Annotated in this window: 11 protein-coding genes; 2 read left to right on the forward strand and 9 right to left on the reverse strand. The window is 70.0% G+C overall.

The features are described from left to right. Positions 1-1,761, reverse strand: a complete 1,761-nt coding sequence (locus ABGB08_RS25710; RefSeq protein ID WP_347594703.1) for an ABC transporter ATP-binding protein — start codon at positions 1,759-1,761, stop codon at positions 1-3. A 2-nt stretch (positions 1,762-1,763) separates the two neighbouring features. Then, complete coding sequence (locus ABGB08_RS25715) at positions 1,764-3,527, reverse strand: ABC transporter ATP-binding protein (RefSeq protein WP_347594705.1); 1,764 nt, start codon at positions 3,525-3,527, stop codon at positions 1,764-1,766. Between the two features lie 230 nt (positions 3,528-3,757). Here ABGB08_RS25715 and ABGB08_RS25720 point away from each other — a divergent pair, with 230 nt between their 5' ends. Both ABGB08_RS25720 and ABGB08_RS25725 read left to right on the forward strand, forming a co-directional pair. Continuing rightward, positions 3,758-4,411: a TIGR03085 family metal-binding protein gene (locus tag ABGB08_RS25720; RefSeq protein ID WP_347594528.1), complete on the forward strand. Its 654-nt coding sequence runs from the start codon at positions 3,758-3,760 to the stop codon at positions 4,409-4,411. Between the two features lie 508 nt (positions 4,412-4,919). Beyond that, positions 4,920-6,086, forward strand: coding sequence for an alpha-hydroxy-acid oxidizing protein (locus tag ABGB08_RS25725; protein ID WP_347594530.1), 1,167 nt, complete (start codon positions 4,920-4,922; stop codon positions 6,084-6,086). A 116-nt stretch (positions 6,087-6,202) separates the two neighbouring features. On the opposite strand, the gene ABGB08_RS25730 is transcribed toward ABGB08_RS25725, so the two are convergent. The 7 genes from ABGB08_RS25730 to ABGB08_RS25760 form a co-directional block, all read right to left on the reverse strand. Beyond that, positions 6,203-7,300 carry an ABC transporter ATP-binding protein gene (locus ABGB08_RS25730; protein ID WP_347594532.1) on the reverse strand — a complete coding sequence of 366 codons (1,098 nt, stop codon included), beginning with the start codon at positions 7,298-7,300 and terminating at the stop codon, positions 6,203-6,205. After that, a complete protein-coding gene (locus ABGB08_RS25735) occupies positions 7,293-7,550 on the reverse strand; it encodes a hypothetical protein (RefSeq protein WP_347594534.1) in 258 nt (85 codons plus the stop codon). The genes ABGB08_RS25730 and ABGB08_RS25735 overlap by 8 nt, the downstream gene beginning before the upstream one ends. Then, the gene (locus ABGB08_RS25740; protein WP_347594536.1) at positions 7,547-7,924 is read right to left on the reverse strand and encodes a hypothetical protein; all 378 of its coding nucleotides are present in this window, start codon (positions 7,922-7,924) and stop codon (positions 7,547-7,549) included. The genes ABGB08_RS25735 and ABGB08_RS25740 overlap by 4 nt, the downstream gene beginning before the upstream one ends. Next, positions 7,921-9,033 (reverse strand): extracellular solute-binding protein, encoded by a 1,113-nt coding sequence (locus ABGB08_RS25745; RefSeq protein ID WP_347594538.1) that lies wholly within the window; start codon positions 9,031-9,033, stop codon positions 7,921-7,923. The genes ABGB08_RS25740 and ABGB08_RS25745 overlap by 4 nt, the downstream gene beginning before the upstream one ends. 342 nt (positions 9,034-9,375) lie before the next feature. Next, positions 9,376-11,034 carry an FAD-binding dehydrogenase gene (locus tag ABGB08_RS25750; protein WP_347594540.1) on the reverse strand — a complete coding sequence of 553 codons (1,659 nt, stop codon included), beginning with the start codon at positions 11,032-11,034 and terminating at the stop codon, positions 9,376-9,378. Then, complete coding sequence (locus ABGB08_RS25755) at positions 11,027-11,395, reverse strand: DUF4387 domain-containing protein (protein ID WP_347594542.1); 369 nt, start codon at positions 11,393-11,395, stop codon at positions 11,027-11,029. The genes ABGB08_RS25750 and ABGB08_RS25755 overlap by 8 nt, the downstream gene beginning before the upstream one ends. Beyond that, on the reverse strand, positions 11,388-12,770 hold the full coding sequence (locus ABGB08_RS25760) for an acyclic terpene utilization AtuA family protein (RefSeq protein WP_347594544.1): 1,383 nt from the start codon (positions 12,768-12,770) through the stop codon (positions 11,388-11,390). Before ABGB08_RS25760 ends, ABGB08_RS25755 begins: the two co-directional genes overlap by 8 nt. Between the last annotated feature and the right edge of the window lie 115 nt (positions 12,771-12,885).

Consider the following 12,885-nt stretch of genomic DNA (forward strand, 5'->3'; position numbering starts at 1 on the left):
CTAAGAGCGGGTGGCGGTGGTCCAGGAGGCGTACAGGTCGGCGTAGACGCCGGGCTCGTTGACGAGGTGGGTGTGTGGGCCGCGTTGGACGATTCGGCCGTGCTCGAAGACGATGATCTCGTCGGCGGCCTCGGCGGTGGACAGGCGGTGCGCGATCGAGATCGCGGTGCGGCCGCGGGTGACGCCGTCCAGGGCCCTGGCCAGGCGGACCTCGGTGGCCGGGTCCACGGCGGAGGTGGCCTCGTCCAGCAGGAGCAGGTCGGGGTCGGCCAGGTAGGCGCGGGCCAGGGCGACCAGTTGCCGCTCCCCCGCCGACAGCGACTCGCCGCGCTGGCCGACCGGGGTCTGGAGGCCCTGTGCGAGGCCCTCCAGCCAGTCGGCCAGGCCGAGTTCGGTGAGGGCGGTGGTCAGTTCCTCGTCGGTGGCGTCGGGACGGCCGTACCGGATGTTCTCGGCGAGGGTGGAGTCGAAGAGGAAGCCGTCCTGCGGGACCATCACGATCCGCTCGCGCAGCGAGGAGAACCTGATGTCGCGCAGGTCCACGCCGTCCAGCAGGATCCGGCCGGAGCCGGGGTCCATCAGGCGGGTGAGCAGTTTGGCGAAGGTGGTCTTGCCTGAGCCGGTCTCGCCGACCACGGCGATCCTGCTCCTGGGCGGGATCTCGGCGGAGACCTCGCGCAGCACGGGCGGCCCGTCGGGGTAGGCGAAGCCGACGTTGTCGAAGGTGACCGAGATCGGGCCGCGCGGCAGGATCGCGCCGTCGCGCGGGTCGGCCACGTCGGCGGGGGTGTCGAGCACGCCGAGGATGCGCCGCCAGCCGGCGATCGCGTTCTGCGCCTCGTTCAGGACCTCGGTGCCCATCTGCAGCGGCATGATGAACAGGGTGATCAGGAACAGGAAGGCGAGCAGTTCGCCGGCCGTGATCGTCTTGTCCGCGCCCAGGACGACGCCGAGCAGCACCACTCCGGCGATGGCGAAGGAGGCCACCAGCTCGGTGACCGGGAAGGTCAGGCCGATGATCCGCTGAGCCCGGATCTGCGCCTTGCGCTGAGCGTTGATCGCGGTGTCGATGCGATCCGAGGTGCGGTCCTCCGAGCCGTACGCGCGAATGACGGCGCTGCCCACGACCGACTCGCTGACCCCGGCCAGCACGTCGCCGGTGCGCTCGCGTACCGTCGTGTAGCCGCGCGCGACCAGCCGCTGGAAGCGCGGCAGCGCGACGACCACGGGCAGGAAGCAGCCCCATACCACCAGGGTGAGCTGCCAGGAGTAGACGGCCATCAGCACGGTGGCGATGCCCAGCTGGCCCACCGCCAGGATGATCATCAGGCCGCCCCACTGCATGAACGTGCTGATCTGGTCCACGTCGCCGGTCACCCGGGAGACCAGGGCGCCGCGCCGCTCGGTGTTCTGGGTGAGCACCGACAGGTCGTGCACGTGCCTGAAGCCCTTGCCGCGCAGGGTGGCCAGGCCGGACTCGGTGGCCCGGTAGAGGCGCACGTTCATGAGGTAGGAGCACAGCGCGGTGAGCAGGACGGCCGCGGCGCAGACGAGCAGCGCGTTCCGGATGAACGGGAGGTCGGGGGTTGCCTTGGCCAGCCCTTCGTCGATCACCTGCTGCACCGCGATCGGGACGATGATCTTCCCGACGGTCGCCAGGACGGCCAGCACGAGCGTGCCGGCCAGCCCGCGCTTGAACTCCGGCGACAGCCGGAATCCCTGCCGGACCGTCTCGACGGCGGATCGCTCCAGCGCTTGCATCGTCACGCGACAGCCTCCTCTTCCAGGGCGGCCCGCTCGGCCTCTTCCCGCTCGTACGCGGTGACCAGGTTGCGGTAACCCTCGCACCGGTCCAGCAACTGCTCGTGGGTGCCGTGGTCGGCGATCACGCCCTGCTCCAGGTAGATCACGTCGTCGGCCAGCGCGATCGTGGCCATCCGGTAGGCGACCACGATCACGGTGGAGGCCTGCTCCCGCAGGCCGACCAGGATGCGCTTCTCCACCTGCGGGTCCACGCTGGAGGTGGCGTCGTCCAGGATCAGCAGCCGGGGTTCCCTGGCCAGCGCCCTGGCCAGGGACAGCCGCTGCCGCTGCCCGCCGGACAGGGTCGCGCCGCGCTCGCCGACGCGGGTGTCGAGGCTGTCGGGGAGCGCGCTCACGAAGCCGTCGGCCTGGGCCAGCCGGAGCGCCGCCCAGACCCGCTCGTCCGGCAGGTCGGCACCGAGGGTCACGTTGCCGCGCACGGAGTCGTCGAACAGGAACGTCTGCTGCGGCACCAGCGACACGCTGGCCGCCACCCCGCCGCGCACCACGTCCCTGAGGTTGGTCCCGTCGACCGCGACCACCCCCTCGTCGGGGTCGATCAGCCGGGACAGCAGCAGGGTCAGGGTGGACTTGCCCGCCCCGGTCTGGCCGACCAGGGCGACCGTGCGGCCCGGAGCCGCCTGGAAACTGACGCCGCGTAATACCGGAGCGCCGGGGTCGTAGCCGTACGTCACGCCGGTGGCCTCGATCCGGGCGGGGGCGTCGCCGGGGAGCACGGCGGTGCCGTACTCCAGGGAGCCGGTCGCGTCCAGGACCTCCTGGACGCGGGTCCAGCCGACCACGCTGCGCGGGAGCTCGGCCAGCACCCAGCCGAGCGCCCTGATCGGGAAGGCCAGCAGCGTGAACAGGTAGGCGACCTGGATCAGCTCGCCGGAGGTGACATCCTGGCTGCCCAGCCGGTACGCGCCGGCCAGCAGCACCGCCAGCACGCCCAGCGTGGGCAGCGCCTCCAGGAGCGGGTCGAACAGGCCGCGGATCCGGCCCACCGCGATGTTGGCGTCGCGCAGCTCGTCGGCTCTGGCCTGGAAGCGCACGGTCTCGGCGTCCTCGCGGCCGAGGGTCTTGACCACGAGCGCGCCGTCGAAGCTCTCGTGGGCGACCTCGCTGACCGCGGCGCGCAGTTCCTGGGCGCGGGTGGCGAGCGGGGAGAGCCGCCGCTGGTAGACCAGGTTCAGCAGGGCGATCGCTGGAAATATCAGGAAACCGACGATGGCCAGCACCGGGTCGGTGATCACGATCGCGACGGCGGCGGCGATCAGCATGACGACCACGCCGACGGCCATCGGAAGCGGGGCCAGCGGGCCCCAGGCCGCCTCGGCGTCGGAGCTGGCGATGGAGAGCAGCTGGCCGGTGGGGTGGCGGTGGTGCCAGGCGAGTGGGAGGCGCAGGTACTGCCTAGTGGCCGCGCGGCGGGAGCGGGCCTGCATGCGGAACTGCATGATGCCGGCCAGGATGCGGCGGCCCATCACGCCGAGTGCCTTGAACAGGGCGGTGCCGATGATGAGCAGGGTGGCGGTGGCCAGCGCGCCTTCCGGGGCGCCGCCCTGGAAGGCCGGGATGACCGCGTGCTCGGTGGCCCAGCCGAGGGCCCAGGCGGACAGCACGGTCATCACGCCGTAGACGGCGCTGGAGAGCACGGCCGCGAGGAAGATGGACGGTTCGGCGCGGATCGCGTGGCCGATGACCTTGAACCCCTGGCGCATGACTGTGGGTGAGACCTTTGTCGGCACGCGGGGTCCTCTCGATCGGGTGGCTGCCAAGGAATGACAGTACATAAGGGGACAGACATCCTGGATCAGCCCATTGGCCGACACGAAGGCAGGTCGTTGGTCCTAAGCATTGAAAATTGCCGCGATCTGTCGGAATATTCCCCGACTCGCCCGGTCATTTGTTCGAACACGCGCTAGAACGCCGCTCGGTCTAGGCTGGAGGGGTGACCCAGGCGACCCAGGAAACCCACGCGCGCGCCGAACGCCGCGCGCTCAGCGATCTGTTCGATCGGCTCGGACCCGGCGCGCCGACCCTCTGCGCGGGCTGGACCACTGCCGATCTGGCCGCCCACCTGGTGGTCCGGGAGCGGCGCGTGGACGCCTCGGCGGGCATCGCGGTGAAGTTCCTGGCGCCGTATACGAGATCGGTGCAGAACCAGCTGGCCGCCCGGCCTTACCCGGAAGTCGTGGGCATGTTCCGGGAGGGTCCGCCGCGGTGGACGCCGTATGGGCTGGTTCCAGGTTTGGACGCGCTGGTCAACACCGTCGAGTTCTTGATCCACCACGAGGATGTGCGCCGGGCGCAGCCCGGCTGGGAGCCGCGTGCGCTGCCCGCGGATCTGGACGACATGCTGTGGCGACGGCTCAGGACAGGCGGCAGGTTGTTCTTCCGCAAGTCACCCGTCGGGGTGGTGCTGCGCCGGGCGGACACCGGTGACAAAGCTGGGGCGAAGATGGCGGAACCAGCCGTGGTGGTGACCGGCGAGGCCCAGGAGCTGCTGCTGTTCGCCTTCGGCCGTCAGGACCACGCACGGGTCACGCTCGATGGCGACCCTGACGCGGTGGACCGGCTCATGAAAGCTCCCCTGGGCATGTAGCCACGCGCGACCGGAACGGAGTCCAGCGGCTTTGCGGTAGTTGACCCATTCCGTCCGGGCATGTAGCCACTCGCGACCGGAACCCCATGGGCGGTGAGTGGGTCTATCAACGTGATCACGTATCGCGTGCAGGGCCCGTGCCTCCAGCACGTAACGCTTCGTTCGTCTTCTTCCAAGCAGAGGCGTGTTCGGCAAGGTCGGCACGTTCGCCACGCTTCGGCGGACGAGTGAGGAGAAGGCGCCGCCCTTGCGGCTACGAATGCGACCCGGTTAGCGGTCCGGATCCCCGGCTAGTCCCAGAACGCCGGGGCCCGCCTGCCGAGCGAGTGCCGGCCCGCCGCTGGGCTCGGTTGCAAGCGACAACGGCAACCTCGTATGGCGGCACGGCAATGAGCATTGACCTGTCTGGGGCAGGTCAGGAAACCACGGAGTGCACGATCTGCGTTCGCATGGTCCGTGTCACGAATTGGGTCGACAAGATGCGCTACACACGCCTTATGCTATAGCAATGGAACCGTTCGGGCTCTATCAAAACGAGATCTACTTCAACGGATTGCGGGGCGTTGTCCCGTCGTATCCGATGTCCTTCGCTGAGCTGGAAGAACGTGCTGAGGCCGTGCTACCGCCCTCGGTGTGGTCGTATGTCGCGGGCGGCGCCGGTGACGAGCACACCCAACGCGCGAACGTCGCCGCGTTCGCTCGGTGGGGGCTGGTCCCACGGATGTTCGTCGGCGCCACGCAGCGCGACCTGACCATCGAGCTGTTCGGGCGGACGCTGCCTTCGCCGCTGTTCCTGGCGCCGATCGGCGTCATCGGCCTGTGCGCGCAGGACGGTCACGGCGATCTGGCCACCGCCCGCGCCGCGGCCCGCACCGGCGTCCCGATGGTGTCCTCGACGCTCTCGGTGGACCCACTGGAGGACGTCGCCGCCGAGTTCGGCGACACGCCCGGCTACTTCCAGTTGTACACGCCGACCGACCGAGAGCTCGCCGAGAGCCTCGTCCATCGGGCGGAGAAAGCCGGGTTCGCCGGGATTGTCGTCACGCTCGACACCTGGATCACCGGCTGGCGCCCGCGCGACCTGCGGACCTCGAACTTCCCGCAGCTGCGCGGCCACTGCCTGACAAACTATCTCGGGGATCCGGTGTTCCGGTCGCGGCTGGACCGGACCCCGGAGGAAGACCCCCAGGGCGCGATCCTGCGCTGGGCGCAGTTGTTTGGCAACCCTCTCACTTGGGACGATCTGCCTTGGTTGCGGTCCATCACCACACTCCCGCTGCTGGTGAAGGGCATCTGCCATCCGGACGACGGGCGATGGGCGAAGGACGGCGGAGTGGACGGCGTCTACTGCTCCAACCACGGCGGACGCCAGGCCAACGGCGGCCTGCCGGCGCTGGACTGCCTGCCGGGCGTCGTCGAGGCGGCGGACGGGTTGCCGGTGCTGTTCGACTCCGGCGTACGCAGCGGCGTCGACATCGTCAAGGCGCTGGCGCTCGGGGCGACCGCGGTCGGCGTCGGGCGTCCGTACGCGTACGGGCTCGCGCTCGGCGGCGTCGACGGGGTCGTCCACGTGCTGCGCTCGCTGCTCGCCGAGGCCGACCTGACGATGGCGGTGGACGGCTACCCCACGATCGCCGACCTGACGCCGGACGCGCTTCGGCCGACGACAGGATAAGCGGCCCAAAGGGTCCCGACGACGCCGAGCCCGGACATGACCGGGACCGGTGTCGGCGTCGCGTTCAGGTGACAAGTTGTACACGGGGTTACCCAGGGTTGTCCTCTCAGGTCGGGTCAGGCGGGTCCGAAAATGCGGATCGCGTCCGGCGGGAGCTCGACGGTCAGCTCGGAGCCGTGGTCGACGGGGCTCAGGGTCCGGACCACCAGCTCGCGCTCCCCGAGATCCGCCACGTATCGGTAGTGGTCGCCGAGGAAGGCCCGCGAGCGGACCTTGACCGTGACCACATTGACCGCGTCCGCGGGAGCGCCGCTCGGCGGGTGCACCACGATGCGCTCCGGGCGGACGGTGAGCCGCACGTATCCATCGATGCCCGCACCGCCATCGAGGCCCGCACCGGTCGGAACGACGAGCGGCAGACCCAGGCCGTCCAGCCACACCCGCGCGGTGCCGTCCGCGCCCGGCACGGCTCGCCCCGCGAGTACGTTCACGGTCCCCACGAAGTCGGCGACGAACACATCGGCCGGCTCCTGGTAGATCTCCTCCGGGGTGCCGATCTGCCGGACCCGGCCCTGGTCCATGACCATGATCCGGTCGCTCATCGAGAGCGCCTCGTGCTGGTCGTGCGTCACGAAGACGGTGGTGACGCCGATCCGCTGCTGCAGGGCGCGCAGCCACTCCCGGGCGCGCTCCCGCAGCTTGGCGTCCAGGTTGGAGAACGGCTCGTCCAGCAACAGCAGGTCGGGCGGGTGCGCCAGCGCGCGGGCCAGTGCCACGCGCTGCTGCTGCCCGCCGCTGAGCTCGTGCGGGTAGCGGTGCTCCAGGCGGTCCAGTTCCACGAGCTCAAGTACCTCCCGGACCCGGGCCGCCCGGGCCGAGCGCTTCTCCTTGCGGAGCTTGAGCGGGTACGCGACGTTGTCGTGCACCGACAGATGCGGCCAGACGGCGTAGGACTGGAACACCACGCCGCAGTTGCGGCGCTCGGGTGCCACGTCGATCCGGCCACCGTCGAACACCACCCGGTCACCGAAGGTGATGGTCCCGCGGTCGGGCGAGTGCAGGCCGGCGATCGACCACAGCGTCGTCGACTTGCCGCAACCGCTGGGACCGAGCAGCGTGAACAACTCGCCGTCCCGCACGCGCAGGTCGAGGTCGTGGAGCACGACGTTGACACCGAAGCTCTTGGCGACCTTGGTCAAGGTCAGATCAGGCATGGGCCCGCACCCCCAGGAAGATTCGCCCGGCACCGAGCACCGCGAGGGTGATGGCCATCTGGATCACCCCGAAGGCGGCGACGGCGCCGCCGGTGCTCGTCGCCGCGAGTTGCAGCATGGTCAGACCCATGACCGGTGTCCGGTCGGTGACCAGGAAAACGGCGGGGTCGGCGTCGTTCAGCATCGACACGAACAGCAGGATGAAGCACGCGGCCATGGCGGGAGCGCTCAGCCGAAGCGCGACGCTCACCGAGGCCTGCCACCAGGTGGCAACGGCACGTTGGTACGGGTCAGGAGCACGGCCGCAGCCACGCCGAACGGCACGGACGACACTGTCGTGAGGGCGGCGAAGGTGGCGCTGTTTCCCACCGCGCCCCACCAGGCGGAGTCCGTCAAGAGGTCGCGGAAGTTGCCGAGCGTGAGGTGACCGCCGGATCGGTAGAGCGGCGTCGACCACAGCGACGCGAGGGCGATCGGCACCACGGGGCCGACGACCACGACCAGGGTCGCGGCCCAGATCAGGTAGTGACTGGCGGTCGTCGGAACGGACAGGCGCCGCAGCCGGCGGATGCGGCCGGACCCCGGAGCCGCCGCCCCGGACCTCGGCGCGGCCGTGACCGTCATCGGCCGAATGCCTTGTTGAAGCGGGCGACGATCTGGTCGTGCTCGTCGGCGAGCTTTGGCGAGAACGTTCCGATGATCAGGTTGTCCTCGCCGACCGCGGCCTTGACCTGGGGCAGCCCGAAGTCGCACGTCACCCCGTCGCGGTAGGGCGTGAAACCGCCCTGGCACGCGGCCTCCTGGCCCTCGACCGACAGCAGCCAGTTGACGAAGACCTTGGCCGCGTTCGGGTGCTTGGCCTTGGCGGTCACCCCGACGGCGCGCGGCAGCAACGGCGTCCCGTCCTTGAGGTAGCTGTAGTTCACGACCTTGGCGACGTCGCCGGTGATGAACGCCCGGACGGTGCCGGAGACGAAGAACTCCGCGGCGTACTGGCCCTGGGCGAGCTTGGTCACCAGCGGACCGTTGCTCGACTCCACCGCGGCGTGGGCGCCGATCTTCTCGAGCGTGTCCCACCCGGCCTCGCCGTACTTGCCGAGGTACGCGCTGGTGGCTCCGAATTGGACGACGTTGCTGATGTCGGTCGTCCCGATCTTCCCGTCGAGCTGCCGGGCCATCGCCGCCAGCTCCACCATCGTGGTGGGCTGCTTCGCTTCGGGGAGCAGCGCCTTGTTGAACACCGCGATGACCGGATCCACCGACATGGAGTAAACGCCCGGACCCAGCACCGCGTGGTCGGGCAGGTTCGGCGTGTTCGGATCGGTGTAGTCCTCGACGTTGCCGTTCCGGACGAAGGACAGCCAGCCCACCGCATCGCTGCTCATGACCACGTCGGCCGACGAGGTCCCCGACGCCGCTTCGGTCTCGTAACGCTGGAACATCTCCTGGTTGCCAAGCGTGAGGCTTCGGAGCGTGATGCCGGGGTACGCCTTCTCAAAGGCCTGCACGACCGGCGCCATCTGCTGCTCTTCGGCGTTGGTGTAGAGCAGGACCTCGCCCTCGGCACGCGCTGCCTTGAGGGTGGCGTCATCCACGGGGGTGACCGCCGAGGCCCGTCCGACGTTCGCCGTCGCCGTGGGCGTCGTGGCGGCGGTATCACCGGCCGAACTGCCGCACGCCGCGAGAGTCAGGGTGGCGGCGAGCGCGAGGGGCGGAAATGCGGTCCTTCTCATGGTGTTCCTCGGGTTCTTTCGACGGCGGCGTCGCCGGGTCGGACTCGGAGGACCGTGCAGGCAGCTGATCACGGTCGACTCACTGTGGCACTCGCCATCTTGTGAATGCTATTGCAAAACTGTCAATAGTTGCAGACCGCTTTTGCCATGGAACTTTCCGGCGGTGGACCCAGGCAGTGATGGCGACACGGCGTGTCGCCGTGGTGACGATGCGCGCCGGCATGGCGGCACGATTCCTGGGCGCAGCGCCGCGTCGTCAGCTGCGTGAAGAGCGCGCATCCCGAGCAGGTGCGCGCGTCCCGTACGGCGGGCGGCCCCGGCATCGGCCGGGGCGCCCGCCGGTCAGTCGACCGCCCGGGCCGCGGCTCGGCCGGCCACCCGGCCGGAAAAGAGGCAACCGCCGAGGAACGTGCCCTCGAGGGCGTTGTAGCCCATCATCCCGCCACCACCGAACCCGTTGACCTCACCCGCGGCGTAGAGCCCCGGGAGGGGGCTGCCGCCGGCACGCAGGCATCGACCGTCGAGGTCGGACTCGAGACCACCGAGCGTCTTACGCGAGAGGATGTGGAGCCGCACGGCGATCAGCGGCCCCGCCTTCGGATCGAGCAGCTTGTGCGGGGTCGCCACCCGGCTCAACTTGTCGCCGCGGTAGTTGCGCGCGCCGCGGATCGCGGTCACCTGCGCGTCCTTGGTGAACGCGTTGTCGATCTCACGGTCGCGCGCCTCGACGAGGGACCGGAGCGTCGACTCCTTGATCTCCGGCGCGTCCGGGTCGGCGAGCTTGTTCATGCCCGCGACCAACGCGGTGAGGTTGTCGGCGACGACGAAGTCCGCACCGTGCCGCTTGAACGCCTCCACCGGGGCCGGCGCCCCACCTCTGACGCGCGACAAGACGAGCTTGATGTCCTTGCCGGTGAGGTCGGGATTCTGCTCCGACCCCGAGAGCGCGAACTCCTTCTCGATGATTTTCTGGGTGAGCACGAACCACGAGTAGTCGTAGCCCGTCAGGCGCAAGTGACGGAGAGTTCCCAAGGTGTCGAAGCCCGGGAAGTACGGTGCGGGCAGCCGCTTGCCGGTGGCGTCGAGCCAGAGCGACGAGGGGCCAGGGAGGATGCGAATGCCGTGTTTGTCCCAGATTGGGTCCCAGTTGCGCAGACCCTCGACGTAGTGCCACATCCGGTCCGGGTTGATGACCCGGGCGCCGGCCGCCTCGGTGATCCCCAGCATCCGGCCGTCCACGTGCGCCGGCACCCCGGCCACCATCGTCCGCGGCGGCGCCCCCAACCGGGCCGGCCAGACCTTGCGGACCAGGTCGTGGTCGCCCCCGATGCCACCACTGGTGACGATCACGGCCTGGGCACGCAGCTCGAAGTCGCCGATGGCGATGCGCGACGTCGGGCGGCCTCGGTCCGCGGCCGTGGGCTCGAGCGCCTGTCCGCGCACCCCGACGACCGCGCCGCCCTCGACGACGAGACCGTCGACCCGGTGACGGAACGCGAAGCGGATCCGTCCGCTGCCGGAATGGGTGCGCACGCGTCGCTCGAAGGGCGCGATCACACCGGGCCCGGTCCCCCACGTGAGGTGGAAGCGCGGGACCGAGTTGCCGTGGCCGTCGGCGCGGCCGTCACCGCGCTCGGCCCAGCCCACCAGCGGGAAGACCCGGTGCCCCATCCCACGGAGCCAGGCACGCTTCTCACCGGCCGCGAAGTCGACGTACGCCTCGGCCCACGCCCGGGGCCAGCGGTCCTCCTCGCGGTCGAACTGCGCGCTGCCGAGCCAGTCCTGCCAGGCCAGCTCGCGCGAGTCCTTGATGCCCATCCGGCGCTGCTCGGGGCTGTCCACGAAGAAGAGCCCGCCCAGGCTCCAGAACGCCTGACCCCCTAACGACTGCTCCCCCTCCTGCTCGACCAGCACGACCGATCGACCGGCGTCGGCGGCCTCGGCGGCCGCCACCAGGCCGGCGAGGCCCGCCCCGACGACGATGATGTCGGCGTCAGCCACGGCTCACGCCCGGAGTCGTGGCCGGCACGCGGAGCACGGCGAGGGGGACATGGTGCTGGCCGGCGTGCATGTCGCGGTCCCGCAGCGATCCCTGTGAGACGGGTCGCGGGAACGAGATCTTGACGACGTTGAGCGACGGGATCCGGAACACCTGGATCGTGCCGGCGTCGACGCGGTAGAGGTCGGCGATCACCCGCTCGTTGAGGAACGTCTCGTCCGCCACGATCCGGTAGCCGTCCGCGTCCCGCATGAACAGCTCCATCGTCACCCAGAAGGGGCCGGCGTTCTTGGACCGGACCTCGAGCGCGAGGTCACCGACGGTGCTCGGGGGCGCCGCAGGAGGCGCCGTGCTGTCAGCCATGGTGGTTGTCTCCGTGTTCGATGCGGAACATGCCGGTGGGCGTGATGCTGTCGACGACGTGGTTGAGCACGAATTCGTAGGCCGGGCCCCGCTCGACCTCCGCCGGCGAGGACGCGAAGGCGAGGCTGGGCAGGTAGTGCATCTCGGGCGTCGGCAGATGCAGCATCAGCGGGTTGGCGAGCTTCGCCACCGCCGTGGCGGTGGCCTGGTCCGGGGCGTTGACGAGGAGCATAACGCCCACCTCCCGCGGTGGGCTGGTGTCGAACTCGAGGTCGTCCAGTACCGCGTTGTAGCCGTAGAGGCGAAGGTCGAAGGCGTACTCGTCGTCCGCGAGTCCCAGGGTCTGACTCACCCACCGGCGCAGATGCGCGCGCAGGAGGTCCGCCCAGGACTCGATGTCCGCGAGAATGAGCGGATCGCGGACGGCGGTGAAGGACATGGTCTCGTAGCCGGTGACCCGAGCACCCTCCAGTTTGACGGTGTGCTGGTCGGCGGTGTGGAACCGCGACCCCTCGACCCGGACCGTGCGGTCGTCCACGGCGACGTACGTCGCGTCGCGCACGTCCAGGGTTCCGGCGGGCTCACGCATCTCGAACGGGTTGACCGTCTCGTACAGCATGTGGGCGGCGACCGTGTACGGCGTGCACGCATTGCCCGGGTCGAGTGGCTCGATCGTGAACCCGCCCGCGTCGATCGTGGTGTGCACCCCGCCCGCGCGCGGGTTGACGGTGCACTGGCCGCCGCACTCGACGATCTTGGCGGCGTGCCAGCTGGGTCCGGCCGGCATCCCCTTCATCAGCGGGTACGCCGCCGCCACCGCCGTGTCGGTCGCGCGGCCCGCGAGCACGACCTGGGCACCCGCCTTGAGCGCCTGGACGATCGGTTCGTGTCCCATCATCCCGACGATGTGGGTGCAGCTCTCCAGCGTCTCAGCCCGGATCCCGCCCAGGGGCGGCAGCGGGTGGATCCGGCCGGCGTTGAGGTGTTCCTTGAGGTCGGCCGGGTTCTGCTCGCTGTAGATCCGCGCGACCTTGAGGCCCAGGCCTTCCTCCACCATGATCTCGGTGACCATCCCGGCGACCCAGTCGACGCCGCTGTCGGTGCCGCTGGTGCCGCACGAGCCGATGATCAAAGGCGCGTCGGCGCGGGCCGCCGCCCTGAGCAGGCTGCGCAGGTCGCGGGCCACCGCCTTCGCGGTGGTTTTCGCTGTCGCCGACCCGAGGTAGTACGGACCGGAGTCGGTGGACCCGCCGTCCACGGTGATCACGTCGACGCCGAGGGCCAGCCCGCGCTCGATCGTGGCCTCGTCCCATCCGGCACCGAGCATGCCGACGGGCGTCATGATCCGGACGGAGTCGACCGGTGTGTTGTCCATGGTCCGCTTCCTTTCGATGGTTGGCGTCCTTTCGAACGGGAGGGGTCGGGCCTCTCGGCCTCAAGCCGGGAGGGCTGCGAGGACCGGAGCGAGAAGCCGAAACGATCGGCCAGCG

The organism is Acrocarpospora sp. B8E8, assembly GCF_039871605.1.
GTDB classification, from domain to species: Bacteria; Actinomycetota; Actinomycetes; order Streptosporangiales; family Streptosporangiaceae; genus Acrocarpospora; species Acrocarpospora macrocephala.

Excerpts from the sequence above, each read along its gene's own strand:
- ABGB08_RS25710 (WP_347594703.1), bottom strand. The coding sequence starts at position 1,761 with ATGCAAGCGCTGGAGCGATCCGCCGTCGAGACGGTCCGGCAGGGATTC.
- ABGB08_RS25715 (WP_347594705.1), bottom strand. The coding sequence starts at position 3,527 with ATGCGCCAGGGGTTCAAGGTCATCGGCCACGCGATCCGCGCCGAACCG.
- ABGB08_RS25725 (WP_347594530.1), top strand. The coding sequence starts at position 4,920 with ATGGAACCGTTCGGGCTCTATCAAAACGAGATCTACTTCAACGGATTG.
- ABGB08_RS25730 (WP_347594532.1), bottom strand. The coding sequence starts at position 7,300 with ATGCCTGATCTGACCTTGACCAAGGTCGCCAAGAGCTTCGGTGTCAAC.
- ABGB08_RS25740 (WP_347594536.1), bottom strand. The coding sequence starts at position 7,924 with ATGACGGTCACGGCCGCGCCGAGGTCCGGGGCGGCGGCTCCGGGGTCC.
- ABGB08_RS25745 (WP_347594538.1), bottom strand. The coding sequence starts at position 9,033 with ATGAGAAGGACCGCATTTCCGCCCCTCGCGCTCGCCGCCACCCTGACT.
- ABGB08_RS25755 (WP_347594542.1), bottom strand. The coding sequence starts at position 11,395 with ATGGCTGACAGCACGGCGCCTCCTGCGGCGCCCCCGAGCACCGTCGGT.
- ABGB08_RS25760 (WP_347594544.1), bottom strand. The coding sequence starts at position 12,770 with ATGGACAACACACCGGTCGACTCCGTCCGGATCATGACGCCCGTCGGC.